The 12,994-nt window shown below is 68.6% G+C and carries 13 protein-coding genes and 1 tRNA gene; 7 read left to right on the forward strand and 7 right to left on the reverse strand.

The genetic code is table 11. From position 1 onward, the window contains the following. Positions 1 to 46 precede the first annotated feature (46 nt). Together J7U37_RS09855 and J7U37_RS09860 are read right to left on the reverse strand one after the other, a co-directional pair. Positions 47 to 949, reverse strand: coding sequence for a histone deacetylase (locus tag J7U37_RS09855; RefSeq protein WP_247635605.1), 903 nt, complete (start codon positions 947 to 949; stop codon positions 47 to 49). A 24-nt stretch (positions 950 to 973) separates the two neighbouring features. Beyond that, positions 974 to 1,918: an FAD-dependent oxidoreductase gene (locus J7U37_RS09860; protein WP_247635606.1), complete on the reverse strand. Its 945-nt coding sequence runs from the start codon at positions 1,916 to 1,918 to the stop codon at positions 974 to 976. Between the two features lie 156 nt (positions 1,919 to 2,074). On the opposite strand from J7U37_RS09860, the gene J7U37_RS09865 reads away from it, so the two are divergent. The 3 genes from J7U37_RS09865 to J7U37_RS09875 all read left to right on the forward strand — a co-directional run bounded on the left by J7U37_RS09865 (position 2,075) and on the right by J7U37_RS09875 (position 5,749). Then, a complete protein-coding gene (locus J7U37_RS09865) occupies positions 2,075 to 3,331 on the forward strand; it encodes a ceramide glucosyltransferase (protein WP_247635607.1) in 1,257 nt (418 codons plus the stop codon). Positions 3,332 to 3,428: 97 nt separating this feature from the next. After that, positions 3,429 to 4,805: an ethanolamine permease gene (gene eat / locus J7U37_RS09870; RefSeq protein ID WP_247635608.1), complete on the forward strand. Its 1,377-nt coding sequence runs from the start codon at positions 3,429 to 3,431 to the stop codon at positions 4,803 to 4,805. A 38-nt stretch (positions 4,806 to 4,843) separates the two neighbouring features. Then, positions 4,844 to 5,749 (forward strand): type 1 glutamine amidotransferase, encoded by a 906-nt coding sequence (locus J7U37_RS09875; protein ID WP_247635609.1) that lies wholly within the window; start codon positions 4,844 to 4,846, stop codon positions 5,747 to 5,749. A gap of 27 nt (positions 5,750 to 5,776) precedes the next feature. Here J7U37_RS09875 and J7U37_RS09880 read toward each other — a convergent pair. Then, positions 5,777 to 5,861, reverse strand: a tRNA-Leu gene (locus J7U37_RS09880). 465 nt (positions 5,862 to 6,326) lie between these two features. Between J7U37_RS09880 and J7U37_RS09885 the strand changes: the two genes are divergently transcribed. Continuing rightward, entirely contained in the window at positions 6,327 to 6,908 is a 582-nt protein-coding gene (locus J7U37_RS09885) for a YqaA family protein (RefSeq protein WP_056179590.1), read from the forward strand. A gap of 2 nt (positions 6,909 to 6,910) precedes the next feature. Beyond that, a complete protein-coding gene (locus tag J7U37_RS09890) occupies positions 6,911 to 7,399 on the forward strand; it encodes a disulfide bond formation protein B (RefSeq protein ID WP_247635610.1) in 489 nt (162 codons plus the stop codon). A 12-nt stretch (positions 7,400 to 7,411) separates the two neighbouring features. Here the strand turns inward: J7U37_RS09890 and J7U37_RS09895 are convergent, their stop codons facing one another. From J7U37_RS09895 to J7U37_RS09910, 4 genes are all read right to left on the reverse strand, one after another. Next, complete coding sequence (locus tag J7U37_RS09895) at positions 7,412 to 7,903, reverse strand: DUF1178 family protein (protein ID WP_056484212.1); 492 nt, start codon at positions 7,901 to 7,903, stop codon at positions 7,412 to 7,414. A gap of 37 nt (positions 7,904 to 7,940) precedes the next feature. Next, positions 7,941 to 8,789, reverse strand: a complete 849-nt coding sequence (locus J7U37_RS09900; RefSeq protein ID WP_056484209.1) for a carbon-nitrogen hydrolase family protein — start codon at positions 8,787 to 8,789, stop codon at positions 7,941 to 7,943. Next, positions 8,786 to 9,043 carry a glutaredoxin 3 gene (gene grxC, locus J7U37_RS09905; RefSeq protein ID WP_056179577.1) on the reverse strand — a complete coding sequence of 86 codons (258 nt, stop codon included), beginning with the start codon at positions 9,041 to 9,043 and terminating at the stop codon, positions 8,786 to 8,788. The genes J7U37_RS09900 and grxC overlap by 4 nt, the downstream gene beginning before the upstream one ends. Positions 9,044 to 9,136: 93 nt before the next feature. Next, positions 9,137 to 9,493 (reverse strand): response regulator, encoded by a 357-nt coding sequence (locus J7U37_RS09910; RefSeq protein WP_003603128.1) that lies wholly within the window; start codon positions 9,491 to 9,493, stop codon positions 9,137 to 9,139. Positions 9,494 to 9,700: 207 nt separating this feature from the next. Between J7U37_RS09910 and J7U37_RS09915 the strand changes: the two genes are divergently transcribed. Then, on the forward strand, positions 9,701 to 10,609 hold the full coding sequence (locus tag J7U37_RS09915) for an N-formylglutamate amidohydrolase (RefSeq protein ID WP_056179575.1): 909 nt from the start codon (positions 9,701 to 9,703) through the stop codon (positions 10,607 to 10,609). A 165-nt stretch (positions 10,610 to 10,774) separates the two neighbouring features. After that, positions 10,775 to 12,940, forward strand: coding sequence for a methylmalonyl-CoA mutase (gene scpA, locus J7U37_RS09920; protein ID WP_247635611.1), 2,166 nt, complete (start codon positions 10,775 to 10,777; stop codon positions 12,938 to 12,940). Positions 12,941 to 12,994: the final 54 nt, after the last annotated feature.

Here is a 12,994-nt window from a genome sequence, read left to right on the forward strand (position 1 = left end):
CGCTCCCGCCGCTCGGCCTTGCGCCGGCACGTCGCGCGTCGCGACGTCAGGCTGCCTGCTCGGCCATGGCGGCGAAGACCAGGGCGTGGCGGGCCGCCAGGGCGTCGATGTCCGTGGAATAGCCGCCGCCGATCACCCCGACCAACGGGATGCCGCGGCGGCGGACGGCTCCCACCACGTACCGGTCGCGCGCCAGGAGGCCGGCATCGGTCAGGTCGAGGCGCCCGAGGCGGTCGTCGCGGTGGGGGTCGACGCCGGCATTGTAGAACACGAGGTCGGGGCGGATCGCATCGAGGAGCGGTCCGACATGGGCCTCCAGCACCGCGCGGTATCCGGCATCGTCGACGCCATCGGGCAGGCCGACGTCCCGGTCGCCGGCGATCTTGCGGGTCGGGTAGTTCTTCTCGGCGTGGATCGAGAGGGTGAAGAGATCGGGGGTGCCGCTGAGGCAATCGGCGGTGCCGTCGCCCTGGTGGACATCGCAATCGATCACCAGGGCGCGGGCGATGGTGCCCTCGGCATGCAGGGTGCGGGCGGCGACCGCCACGTCGTTGAAGATGCAGAAACCAGCCCCGGTCTCGCGTCGGGCATGATGACTGCCGCCGGCCGTGCTTCCGGCGATCCCGTGCGCCAGGGCGAGGCGGGCGGCCAGGAGGGTGCCGCCGACGGACGCGCAGGAGCGGTCGACCACCGAGGCGCCGACCGGAAGGCCGATGCTGCGCTCGATTTCGCGGGACACGTCGAGGGCGAGCACGGCCTCGACGTAGGCGCGATCGTGAGCGGCGGCGAGAAGCGCGGCCCCGGCCGGCTTCGGCCGGACGAAGCCGTGCGGCGCGAGGCCCTGCTCCACCAGCAGTTCGGCCAGGCGCCCGTATTTCCGCATCGGGAAGCGATGCCCCTCCGGCAGGGTCGCCTCGTAGGCCGGGTGGAAGACGATGGGCAGGCTCATGTGGCAGACCTCACGACACGCGCCTCACGCCAGTTCGGCGACGAGGCGGTCGGCCAGGGCCAAGCCGCTGTCGTAGGCGGCCTCGACGCGCGGCCCGAGGCAGCCGTCACCGGCATAGCCCAGGCGCTCGCGCGGGTCGTAGAGGCAGGGTTCGCCGCAGGTCTCCTCGACGAGGGCGTAGCGCCAGCGATGGCCGCGCCCCTGTCCGGCGACCGGCATTCCGAAGAGGACGGACAGGGCCGAGATCAGTCGTGCCGCCGCCGCCTCGGGCGCGTCCTCCAGGTGGGTCCTCGACCAGTCGGGCGTGGCATGGACGGTGAAGGCGGGCTTCCCGCTCGGCCGGCCGGGCTTCGTAGCCTCGCGAAAGATGGCCGCGACCGGTCCTCCCGCGGGTCGCAGGACGTCGCCCGCGAAGGGAAGGTCCCGCGCGCAGGTCAGCATCAGCGACCAGCAGGGTGCGTAGGTCGCCCGCTCGATCGTCGGCAGCACGAGTCCGCTCGTGGCGAGGAGGCGCGACGCCTGAGGCCCTGGCAGCGTGAGCACGACGGCCTCGAACACCCGCGGTTCGAGACCCTCGGCCAGAGCCAGGGTCCAGCCGCTCGACACGCGCGACAGGCCCGTGACGGTGCGGCCGACATGAACCTCGAGACCGCCGAGGAGATCGCGCACCGGCGCGGTCATGTCGGGCACGGCCGTGAAACGGTCAGGACCATCCCAGGGCGCCACGAGGCCGCGGCCCGCCCAGGCGGCGAGCCGCGCCCCGAAGGCGGAGCCATGTGCCCGCAGAACCTGGGCGCCGTGATCGAAGCGGAGCCCGGTGTCGCGATCGCGCCGGTTCGCCATGCGGCCGCCGACCTGACGGCCCTTGTCGAACAGGGTGACGGCGAGGCCGGCCTCGATCAGGCGGCGCGCCGCACTCGCCCCCGCCATCCCGGCTCCCACGATCGCCACATGCGCCGGTCTCGCCACGCCCGCCCCCTCCGTTCCCCCGGGTTGTCATACGACTGAAGCATCGCGGCTGTTAGGGGCGCTGGGACGGTCGGGGACGCGGCGCGATGTCCATCCCGCGATCGGTCGCGTTTCGGGTCTGACCAACGGGAGATGTCGCGGATGTGGGATCAGGCGATGCGGGACTTGTCGGAGCCGGGCGCTGCGGTCGCTCTGGCGTTCTGCGCCGCCCTGACGCTGATCAACCTGGTCGGGATCGCGGTGGCGGCCGTCCGAATCGGGCGGCGCAACGGTGCCTCGGTGTTCCCCCAGGGCGCGCCGGTGTCGCTGGTCCGGCCGGTCTGCGGCGTGGAGACCTTCAGCGAGGAATTGCTGACCCGCGGCTTTCGGCTGGTGCATCCGTCCTACGAGCTGATCTTCTGCGTCGCCGATGAAGGCGATCCCATCGTACCGCTGGTGCGTCGGCTGATGGCGGCGCATCCGCAGGTCCGGTCCCGCCTGATCGTCGGCGACGAGCGCATCAGCGACAATCCGAAGCTCAACAACTGCGTGCGCGGCTGGGAGGCGGCCCGCCACGACTGGGTCGTGCTCGCCGATTCGAACGTGGCGATGCCGCCGGACTACCTGCAGCAATTGCAGGCGGCCTGGCGTCCGAACACCGGCCTCGTCTGCTCGACGCCGATCGGAGCGCGGCCCGAGGGCCTGTTCGCCACGGTGGAATGCGCATTCCTGAACACCCTCCAGGCGCGCTGGCAATATACCGGCGAGGCCCTCGGCCTCGGCTTCGCCCAGGGCAAGAGCATGCTTTGGCACAAGCCCTTCCTGGAGGCACGCGGCGGCATCCGCGCCCTGGCGGCCGAGATCGCCGAGGATGCGGCGGCGACCAAGCTCGTGCGCGCGGCCGGGGCGCGCGTCCATCTCGTGGCCGCTCCGTTCGACCAGCCCCTCGGGCGCCGCACCCTGGCGGAGATCTGGTCGCGGCAGTTGCGATGGGCGCGCCTGCGCCGGGTCACCTTCCCGCTGTTCTTCGCGCCCGAGATCGGCTGCGGACCGCTCCTGCCCTTCGGCATCGCCCTCGCGGCCGCCCCCTCCCCGGCGCTCGCCGGAAGCCTGCTCGCGCTGACCGGGCTCTGGTATGCGGCCGAAATGGCGCTGGCCGCCCGGGCGAAGTGGGTCCGGGGCCCCGGTCTCCTCCTGGGCTTCATCATCCGCGATGCCCTGATCCCATTCGTGTGGACCAGCGCCTGGCTACGCGGCGCGGTTCTCTGGCGAGGCAATGCCATGAACATCCGGACGACGATGGACCTCCAAACAACGAGGGACCTCCGAACAACGAGGGACTCGCGGACCACCATGGAGATCGCACCGCCGAACACCGGTGCCGCGACACGCAGCCCCTGGCGTCGCCTGTGGCCCCGGGCCAGCACAGCCTGACGGTGCCCGCTCGAGTCGCATCTCCCTGCCGTCACGGCGGCAGCGCTCTTGCTTAGGCTCCGCGGTCCGCACCGGGCGGACAAAAGGGGCCAGGGCGATGCAGACCGAAACCAGCGGGCTCCATAAGGGCCTCAACGCCTTCCATCTCTGGGGCATCGCCGTCGGACTCGTGATCTCGGGCGAGTATTTCGGCTGGAGCTACGGCTGGGCTTCCGCCGGAACCCTCGGCTTCCTCATCACCACGATCGCGGTTGCGGCGATGTACGTCGCCTTCATCTTCAGCTTCACCGAACTCACCACCGCGATCCCGCAGGCCGGCGGCCCCTTCGCCTACAGCCGGCGCGCCTTCGGCCCGGTCGGTGGCTGCATCGCCGGCTACGCGACGCTGATCGAGTTCGTCTTCGCGCCGCCCGCCATCGCGCTCGCCATCGGCGCCTATCTCAACGTGCAGTTCCCCGGCCTCGACCCCAAGCACGCGGCGCTCGGCGCCTACGTGGTCTTCATGACCCTCAACATCGTCGGCGTGCAGATCGCCGCGACCTTCGAGCTGTTCGTCACGATCCTGGCGGTGGCCGAACTCCTGGTCTTCATGGGCGTCGTCGCCCCGGCCTTCTCCTGGTCGAACTTCGCCGCCCACGGCTGGGCCGGCACCGACACCTTCGGACTGCCGGCGATCGGCGGCCTGTTCGCCGCGATCCCGTTCGCGATCTGGTTCTTTCTCGCCATCGAGGGGGTGGCGATGGCGGCCGAGGAGGCCAAGGATCCGAAGCGGACCATCCCGATCGCTTACATCACCGGTGTGCTGACCCTGACGGCCCTGGCCTTCGGTGTGATGATCTTCGCTGGCGGCTCGGGCGACTGGCGGGCTCTGAGCAATCTCAACGACCCCCTGCCCCAAGCGATGAAGACGGTGGTCGGCGAATCGAGCGGCTGGCTCCACATGCTGGTCTGGCTCGGCCTGTTCGGCCTCGTTGCCTCGTTCCACGGCATCATCATGGGCTACTCGCGGCAGATCTTCGCCCTGGCCCGCGCGGGCTTCCTGCCCCGTGGCCTCGCCCGGGTGCACCCGCGCTTCCGCACGCCCCACATCGCCACCCTCGCGGGGGGCGTGGTCGGCATTGCGGCCATCTACAGCGACAACCTGGTAACCATCGCGGGCCAGTCGCTCACCGCCAGCATCGTCACCATGGCGGTGTTCGGCGCCCTGGTGATGTACGGGATGAGCATGGCGAGCCTGTTCCGCCTCCGCCGGGCCGAAGCGGACCTCGCCCGCCCCTACCGCGCCCCGCTCTATCCCGCCGCGCCCGCCTTCGCGCTGGTGATGGCGGCGGTCTGCTTCATCGCCCTGGTGATCTACAATCCGGCGATCTTCGCGATCTTCCTCGGCGTGATGGTCCTGGCCGTGCTCGCCTCGAAGTGGCTGGCGACCCCAGACGCGGCGGTGGGTGGGCCGGTTTGCGATCCGGTGTTGTGAGGGCGTCTCGCGACGTTCGATGCGCTGGACAACGTGCCATGAAGATCGCGATCCTCGAAGCCGGCGCACCGCCGGAGCGGCTGTCCGACCGCTTTCCGGGCTACGGCCGGATGGCGGCCGATCTGCTCGGGCCGGCGTATGACTGCACCGTCTTCCGCGTGAACCAGGATGTCTGGCCCGCCAATTCCGTCGCCTACGATGCCACCCTTGTCACCGGCTCACCGGCGGGGGTTTCCGACTCCCTGCCCTGGATCGCGACGCTCATCGCGTACCTGCGCCGCCTCGATCCGAACAAACCGCTGGTTGGGCTCTGCTTCGGCCATCAGGTCATGGCGGACGCCTTCGGCGGGCGTGTCGAGAGGTCGCCGAAGGGTTGGGGCCTCGGCTTGCACGCCTACGACATCTATCACGCGGCGGCCTGGATGGACGGTGAGGGGCGCATCGCCGCGCCGGCCATTCATCAGGACCATGTGGCCGCTGCGCCACCAGCGAGCCGGACATTGGCCGGCAACGCCTTCACGCCCCACGGCATCATCGCCTATGCCGACCGGCGCGCCCTTTCCTTCCAGTTTCACCCGGAGTTCGCGGTCGCCTATGCCCGCGCCCTCATTGCTGACCATCGCCCGGACGACCTCGACGAAACCCTTCGGGCCCAGGCCCTCGCCTCCTTCGACGCGCCCGGCGATGGTGCGCGGATCGGAGAATGGATTCAGCGTTTCCTCACGGATCGTACCGGCGCGGACCAGGTGAATTCCGGTGATTCCCTCTCGCCCTCTAAGCACGCGTTGGACGAAGACTGGACGACCCTGCACGAACACGGCAACTCGAGCGAATCGAGGATGCTCACCCGGCCGCCGATCACCTCACCCGAGGGGAGGACTGCCTTCCGATCCTGCACGGGCAGCGCGCCGACTTACCGCGGGTCCAAGACCGGCGGGCCATGAACTGGGCGACCGGTGGGATCGAACGAGTGGTGCGGGCGGTCGGAATCGAACCGACACTCCTTGCGGAACCGGATTTTGAGTCCGGCGCGTCTACCAGTTCCACCACGCCCGCAACGCTCGCGTCATGGCACACCTTCTTGGTTTCGGCCAGTGGCGATTTCTTGCCAGCAGGGTGATCGCATATGACGTTTCACGCCGCCGGCGCCTCCACCCAGCATCGCATCATCCCGAAACCGCGCAGCGAAACCTACGATCCAGAAAGACAGGTGGTGCAGAGCCTTCCAAGGTCGGCGGCTGTGGATTTCGGGTTCGCCTGCGGCGCCCCGCAATGACACCGGTGTCCCTATGCGGTCACCCTGTCTCGCAAGCCGCTGCTTGCGAAGCGTTTCTTGCGAGGCATATCCTGCGAAGCGTTTCTCTGAAGCCGCTCACCCTGCGGCGGACCGCCTGATCCTCGGCGGGCTCGGGTTCCCCAGTGAACCAATTTCTCCGCGTTGCGGTGCGCGCGCGCTCGCCAGCGGTGGCGCCGTGTGATCAAAGGACGCCGCCCGCCACCTCCAGCCTTTCCGGACCCCTCATGATCCGTCGCCTCTACGAGTGGATCCTCGCGCTCGCGGGCAAGCCTTCGGCACCCTACGCCCTCGGAGCCGTGGCCTTCGCCGAAAGCTCGTTCTTTCCGGTTCCGCCCGATGTGATGCTGGTGCCGATGGCGGTGAGCCGGCCCGACCGCGTCTGGTTCTACGCCCTGATCACCACCCTCGCCTCCGTGGTCGGCGGTCTCGTCGGATACGCCATCGGCGCCCTGCTGTTCGACTCGGTCGGACAATGGGTGTTCCGGGTCTATGGCCTCGCCGACAAGGCGGCGACCTTCCAGGCCTCCTATGCCGAGTACGGGCACTGGGTGATCCTGCTAAAGGGCCTGACGCCGATCCCGTTCAAGCTCGTGACCATCACGTCAGGCTTCGCCCATTACGATCTGTTCTGGTTCGTGATCCTGTCGCTCCTGACGCGCGGCGCCCGATTCTTCATCCTGGCGGGACTTCTGGGCCGCTACGGCGTTCAGATCCGGGGGGTGCTCGACCGGCACCTCAACGTGGTGGCGGCGATCGCGATCGCGGTGATCATCCTCGGATTCGTGATGTTCAAGGTGCTTCTGTAGACATGGACGACACCTCGCTCCTGCGCTTGCGCCGCGCCGCCCTGTTGGTTCTCGTCGGGTCAGTGCTGACCCTGGCCGGCGCCTGGTACTTCCAGTGGTGGCTCGGCTACGTGCCATGCAAGCTGTGCCTGACGGAGCGGATTCCCTATTACGCGGCCATCCCGCTCGCGCTTCTCGGACTGTTCCTGCCGGCCTGGGGAGCGCGCCTCGTGCTCGGGCTGGCAGCTCTCGGGTTGCTCTACGGGGCGGGCCTCAGCGTGTATCATGCGGGCGCGGAGTGGAACCTGTGGGCCGGCCCCACCGATTGCGGGGGTGGTGCCGGCGCCAATCCGGCCGCAGTCAGTGATTTCCTCAATGCCCTGCAGAGCACGCGGGTGGCCGATTGCTCGACGGCGGCCTGGCGCCTGTTCGGCATCTCGCTCGCAGGCTGGAATGCCCTGATCGCCTTCGCGCTCGCCTCGGTGTCCGGAACGGCCGCGCTGAAGCGCTGAAGCGCTGAGGCCTCAGTGCCGGTCGTCGGATCCCGGCGGGAGGGGGAGGACCGCGATGCCCTCGTCGAGGAGGGAGCGGGCCTCGTCCAGACTGGCCTCGCCGTAGATCGCACGGGTCTCCGCCTCACCATAATGTTGGCGTCGGGCCTCCTCGGGGAAGCGACGACCAACATCGTCGGCGTTTCGGGTCGCCTGCTCGCGTAGGGCTTGCATCATCGCGCGCAGGCGCTGCTCCGGTTCGGTCATCGCCAATTGGGGCGCTGTCTGGGGCGCCACGGACGGCAAGGTCTCGGCCGGCGCGACCTCGGCGGAGGACGGAACGGTCCGTCCCCCGCGATCCGTCCGGGCGACGGAGGGGGCCATCATGCTCTTGCCGACCCGTGCCGATCCGCAGACCGGACAGGACACCAAGCCCCGCGCGACCTGGGCGTCGAACGAATCGCTCGACGGAAACCAGCTCTCGAAGCTGTGGTCGGCCTCGCAGACGAGCGTGTAGCGGATCATCGGGCTTACGGTTTTTGGCCAGTGGCGCGTGACGCGATCAGGAGGACAGCCCCACCCGCTCGACCGTGAAGGGACGGGCGTGCTGGAGCGCCGGAATGCGGGCACGGGCGTCGGTGACGCGGGACAGGTCGATCTCGGCCAGGATCACGCCGGGCTCGGCCCCATCTGAATCGGCCAGCACCTTGCCCCATGGATCGACGATCAGGGAATGGCCGTAGGTGTCGCGCCCATCTTCGTGGTGCCCCCCCTGGGCCGCCGAGATCATGAACGAGCCGGTCTCGATGGCGCGCGCCCGGTGCAGCACGTGCCAATGCGCCTCCCCCGTCTGCTGGGTGAAGCAAGCCGGCGCGGTCAGAATGGTGGCCCCCGCCTCGGCCAGCGCCCGGTAGAGCGCCGGAAAGCGGATGTCGTAGCAGATGGCCAGGCCGATCGGTGCCCAGGGCGTGTCGGCCACGACCGCACAGGCGCCGCCCGTATAGGTGGCGGATTCACGCCAGCGCTCACCGTTGGGCAGATCGACGTCGTAGAGATGCAGCTTGTCGTAGGAGGCGGTGATCGCCCCCTCGGCGTCGATCAGGAAGGCTCGGTTGGCGACCTTGTCGCCGTTGCGGATCGCCAGCGATCCGATCTGGATGACGATCCCACGCTCGCGGGCCACCTCGCGCAGGGCGGCCAAGGTCGGGTCGTCGTCCTGAGCGGTGACCTTCTCGAACAGGCTGGTTTTGCTGCGCTCGACCAGGGAGGTCATCTCCGGCGTCTGCACATAATGCGCCCCCGCATCGGCAGCCTCCCGCACCAGCGCCACCGCGGCATCGCGGTTGGCGAGGGGATCGCGGCCCGAGCGCATCTGCACGCAGGCGGCGGTGAAGACGGGCGCGTCGCTCATGCGGCCACCAGCGGATCGAGCTTCCCGGCGCCGTTGAGAGCGTAGAGGTCGTCGCATCCCCCCACATGGGTGTCGCCGACGAAGATCTGCGGCACGCTGGTGCGGCCGCCCGCGCGCTGGACCATGGTTGCGCGCGACCCGGACGTCTTCTCGACGTCGATCTCGGTGAAGGCGATGCCCTTGTCGCGCAGCAGGCTTTTCGCCGCCGAGCAGTACGGGCACCACGCAGTTGTGTAGATCGTGACCGGCTTCATCGTCGAAACGCCCCATCCAATCCCACCAGCATATAGGCGAGCGTGATGGCTCTTCCTACTGCCTGGATTCTCAGGGATGGTCGGCGATGACGCTCAGGCAGCCAGCAGCTTCTCGACCTCGTTGACGAGATCGCGCAGGTGGAACGGCTTCGACAGGACCTTGGCGTCCTTCGGAGCCTTGGAATCCGGGTTCAGGGCCACGGCCGCGAAGCCCGTGATGAACATCACCTTGATGTCCGGGTCGAGTTCGGTGGCGCGCCGCGCCAGCTCGATCCCGTCCATCTCGGGCATCACGATATCGGTGAGGAGAAGCTCGAACGGCTCCTCGCGCAGGCGGTTATAGGCCGACAGCCCGTTGTCGAACGACAGCACGTCGTAGCCGGCGTTCTGCAACGCCTTAGCCAGGAAGCGGCGCATATCGTTGTCGTCTTCCGCCAGGAGGATCTTCATCGAGCGGCGTCCCGTACTCTTGATTCGGTGTGTTCTTTCCACAAAGCACCGGCTTGGTAAACAGAACGTTGCCAAGCCGTCCGGCGCGGGTGTCCAACGGCACCCGAACGGTCGGCTCGGGGTCCGCTCCGCGCTGGACAGGCCAGCCGGCAAAACGCAAAGTGACGCCATGCGTTGTCCCGTCCGCACCGAGGCGCCCGCGCCGCGATGACCGAGCCCTCCCAGACCTCAGACGCGTCCCGCGTGACGGCCTTCGATCCACCTTTCACCGTGGACGAACCGGCGGCGCATACCCTTCCGTTCGTCTTCAACACGCCCCATTCCGGCGCGGTTTACCCGGCCGCCTTCCTCGCCGCCTCCCGTCTCGACAGTCTCGCCCTGCGGCGGTCCGAGGACGCGCACGTCGATCGCCTGTTCGCCCCGGTGGTCGATCTCGGAGCGCCGCTGATGCGCGCGCACTTTCCGCGTGCCTTCCTCGACGTGAATCGGGAGCCCTACGAACTCGACCCGCGCATGTTCGACGGACGCCTGCCAGCCTTCGCCAACACCCGCTCCATGCGGGTGGCAGGCGGCCTCGGGACGATTCCGCGGCTCGTGGCCGACGGTCAGGAGATCTATCGCGGGCGTCTGCCCGTGGATGTCGCGGTCGAACGAATCGAGACCCTGTACAAACCCTATCACCGGACCTTGCGCGGGCTGATCCAGCGCACGGCACGGCAGTTCGGGCACGCCATCCTGATCGATTGCCACTCGATGCCGTCGTCGAGCCTCGGGCGCGACGAGGCGGCGCGGGCCGACATCATCCTGGGCGACCGCTTCGGCACGGCCTGCGCGCCGATCCTGATCGAGGCCTTCGAGCACCACTTGCGTGCGCGAGGCTTCCGCGTCCTGCGCAACAAGCCCTACGCGGGCGGCTTCATCACCGAGCATTACGGCGAACCGAACGTCGAGCGCCACGCCCTCCAGATCGAGATCAATCGCGGCCTCTACATGAACGAGGCGACCCTGGCGATCACGCCGGGGTTTTCAGATCTGATCTGGCACCTGCGGTGCGTCGTGGCGGCAGTGGCCGCCGAGGTCCAGGGCCTCGCGCCTTCCCGGATGGCCGCCGAATAGCCTCGGCGCAAAAAGGATTTGCGTCGGAGCCGAAAAGATTTGTCCGGTTCCCGCGCGAAAGTGACGGTTTTGCCGGCCCCATCGGGCCGAACTCCGGTTAGGAGTAGCCCAGACCGGGCGCGCACCTATAATGCAGGCACGCCGCCGCCGCACGAGCCAGAGCCCATGACGTCTCGCATCCCCGACTTCGCGACCGTTTCCTACGCGGCCGATGCTGTTCCGGCCCCGGTGCCGCCCACGGGCGAGCCCTGGATGACGCCCGAGGGCATCCCGGTGAAGGGCGTCTACGGCCCCGAGGACCGCGAGGGCATCGAGTTCCTGAATACCTATCCGGGTGTGGCCCCTTACCTGCGCGGCCCCTATCCGACCATGTACGTGACCCAGCCCTGGACCATTCGTCAGTACGCGGGTTTCTCCACGGCCGAGGATTCGAACGCCTTCTACCGGCGCAACCTCGCCGCCGGGCAGAAGGGCCTTTCGGTGGCCTTCGACCTCGCCACCCACCGAGGCTACGATTCCGACCACCCGCGCGTCTCAGGCGATGTCGGCATGGCGGGCGTGGCCATCGACTCGATCTACGACATGCGGACGCTGTTCTCCGGCATCCCCCTCGACGAGATGACCGTGTCGATGACGATGAACGGCGCGGTGCTGCCGATCCTCGCCCTCTACATCGTCGCGGCCGAGGAGCAGGGCGTGCCGCCCGAGAAGCTCGCCGGCACGATCCAGAACGACATCCTCAAGGAGTTCATGGTCCGCAACACCTACATCTACCCGCCGGCGGGTTCGATGCGGATCATCGGCGACATCTTCGCCTACACTTCGAAGAACATGCCGAAGTTCAACTCGATCTCGATCTCCGGCTACCACATGCAGGAAGCGGGCGCGACGAACGATCTCGAACTCGCCTACACGCTGGCTGACGGCGTCGAGTACATCAAGGCGGGCTTAGCGGCCGGCCTGACCATCGATCAGTTCGCCCCGCGCCTGTCGTTCTTCTGGGCGATCTCGACGAATTTCTTCATGGAGATCGCCAAGATGCGGGCCGCGCGCCTGATCTGGGCCAAGCTCGTCAAGGAGTTCGAGCCGAAGAGCGACAAGTCGCTCCCTTTGCGGACCCACAGCCAGACCTCGGGCTGGTCGCTCACGGCGCAGGACGTGTTCAACAACGTGACCCGCACCTGCATCGAGGCGATGGCGGCGACGCAGGGCGGCACCCAGTCCCTCCACACCAACGCGCTCGACGAGGCGCTGGCCCTGCCGACCGACTTCTCCGCCCGCATCGCCCGCAACACCCAGCTCTTCCTGCAGCAGGAGAGCGGCACCACCCGCATCGTCGACCCGTGGGGCGGCTCTTATTACGTCGAGAAGCTGACGCAGGACATCGTCGCCCGCGCCTGGGAGCATCTGCGCGAGGTCGACGAACTCGGCGGCATGGCCAAGGCCATCGAGGCCGGCATCCCGAAGCTGCGTATCGAGGAGGCGGCTGCGCGCGCCCAGGCGCGGATCGATTCCGGTCGCCAGACCATCGTGGGCGTCAACAAGTACAAGCCCGACGACGACCGGGCCATCGAGCTGATGCGGGTCGACAACGGCAACGTCCGCACCCTGCAGATCGACAAGCTGAAGCGCCTGCGCGCCGAGCGCAGCCAAGCCGACGTCGACGCGGCGCTGGCCGCCCTCACGGCCGCCGCGCAGGGCCAGGGCAACCTGCTCGAACTCGCGGTCAGTGCGGCGCGCGCGAAGGCGACCGTGGGCGAGATCTCGGATGCGCTGGAGAAGGCCTGGGGCCGTCACCGGGCCGAGATCCGCTCGATCTCGGGCGTCTACAAGCGGGAGGTGGGTGGCATGTCGCCAGTGGTCGAGACCGTTCGCAAGCTCGTTGAGGCCTTCGAGGAGAACGACGGACGTCGCCCGCGTATTCTCGTCGCCAAGATGGGGCAGGACGGGCACGATCGCGGACAGAAGGTCATCGCCTCGGCCTTCGCCGATCTCGGCTTCGACGTGGATATCGGGCCGCTGTTCGCGACCCCGGCCGAGGCGGCCCGTCAGGCCGTGGAGAACGACGTCCATATCGTCGGCGTGTCGTCGCTGGCTGCCGGCCATCTGACCCTGGTGCCGGAACTGAAGGCGGCGCTGACCGAGCAGGGCCGCGGCGACGTGATGATCGTCATCGGCGGCGTCATCCCGCCCGGCGATTACGATGCGCTCTACGCCGCCGGCGCCTCGGCGATCTTCCCGCCCGGCACCGTGATCGCCGACGCTGCCGTGAAGCTGATCGAGGAATTGAACGGCCGTCTCGGCTACGCCGCGCGGCAGGCCGCGGAGTAAGGCGGGGCACCCCCCGGTCTGTCCCCTGTTGCGCCTGAACGACAGGCGCGAGGG

The sequence above is a fragment of the Methylobacterium sp. 37f genome, from assembly GCF_023093475.1.
Classification (GTDB): domain Bacteria; phylum Pseudomonadota; class Alphaproteobacteria; order Rhizobiales; family Beijerinckiaceae; genus Methylobacterium.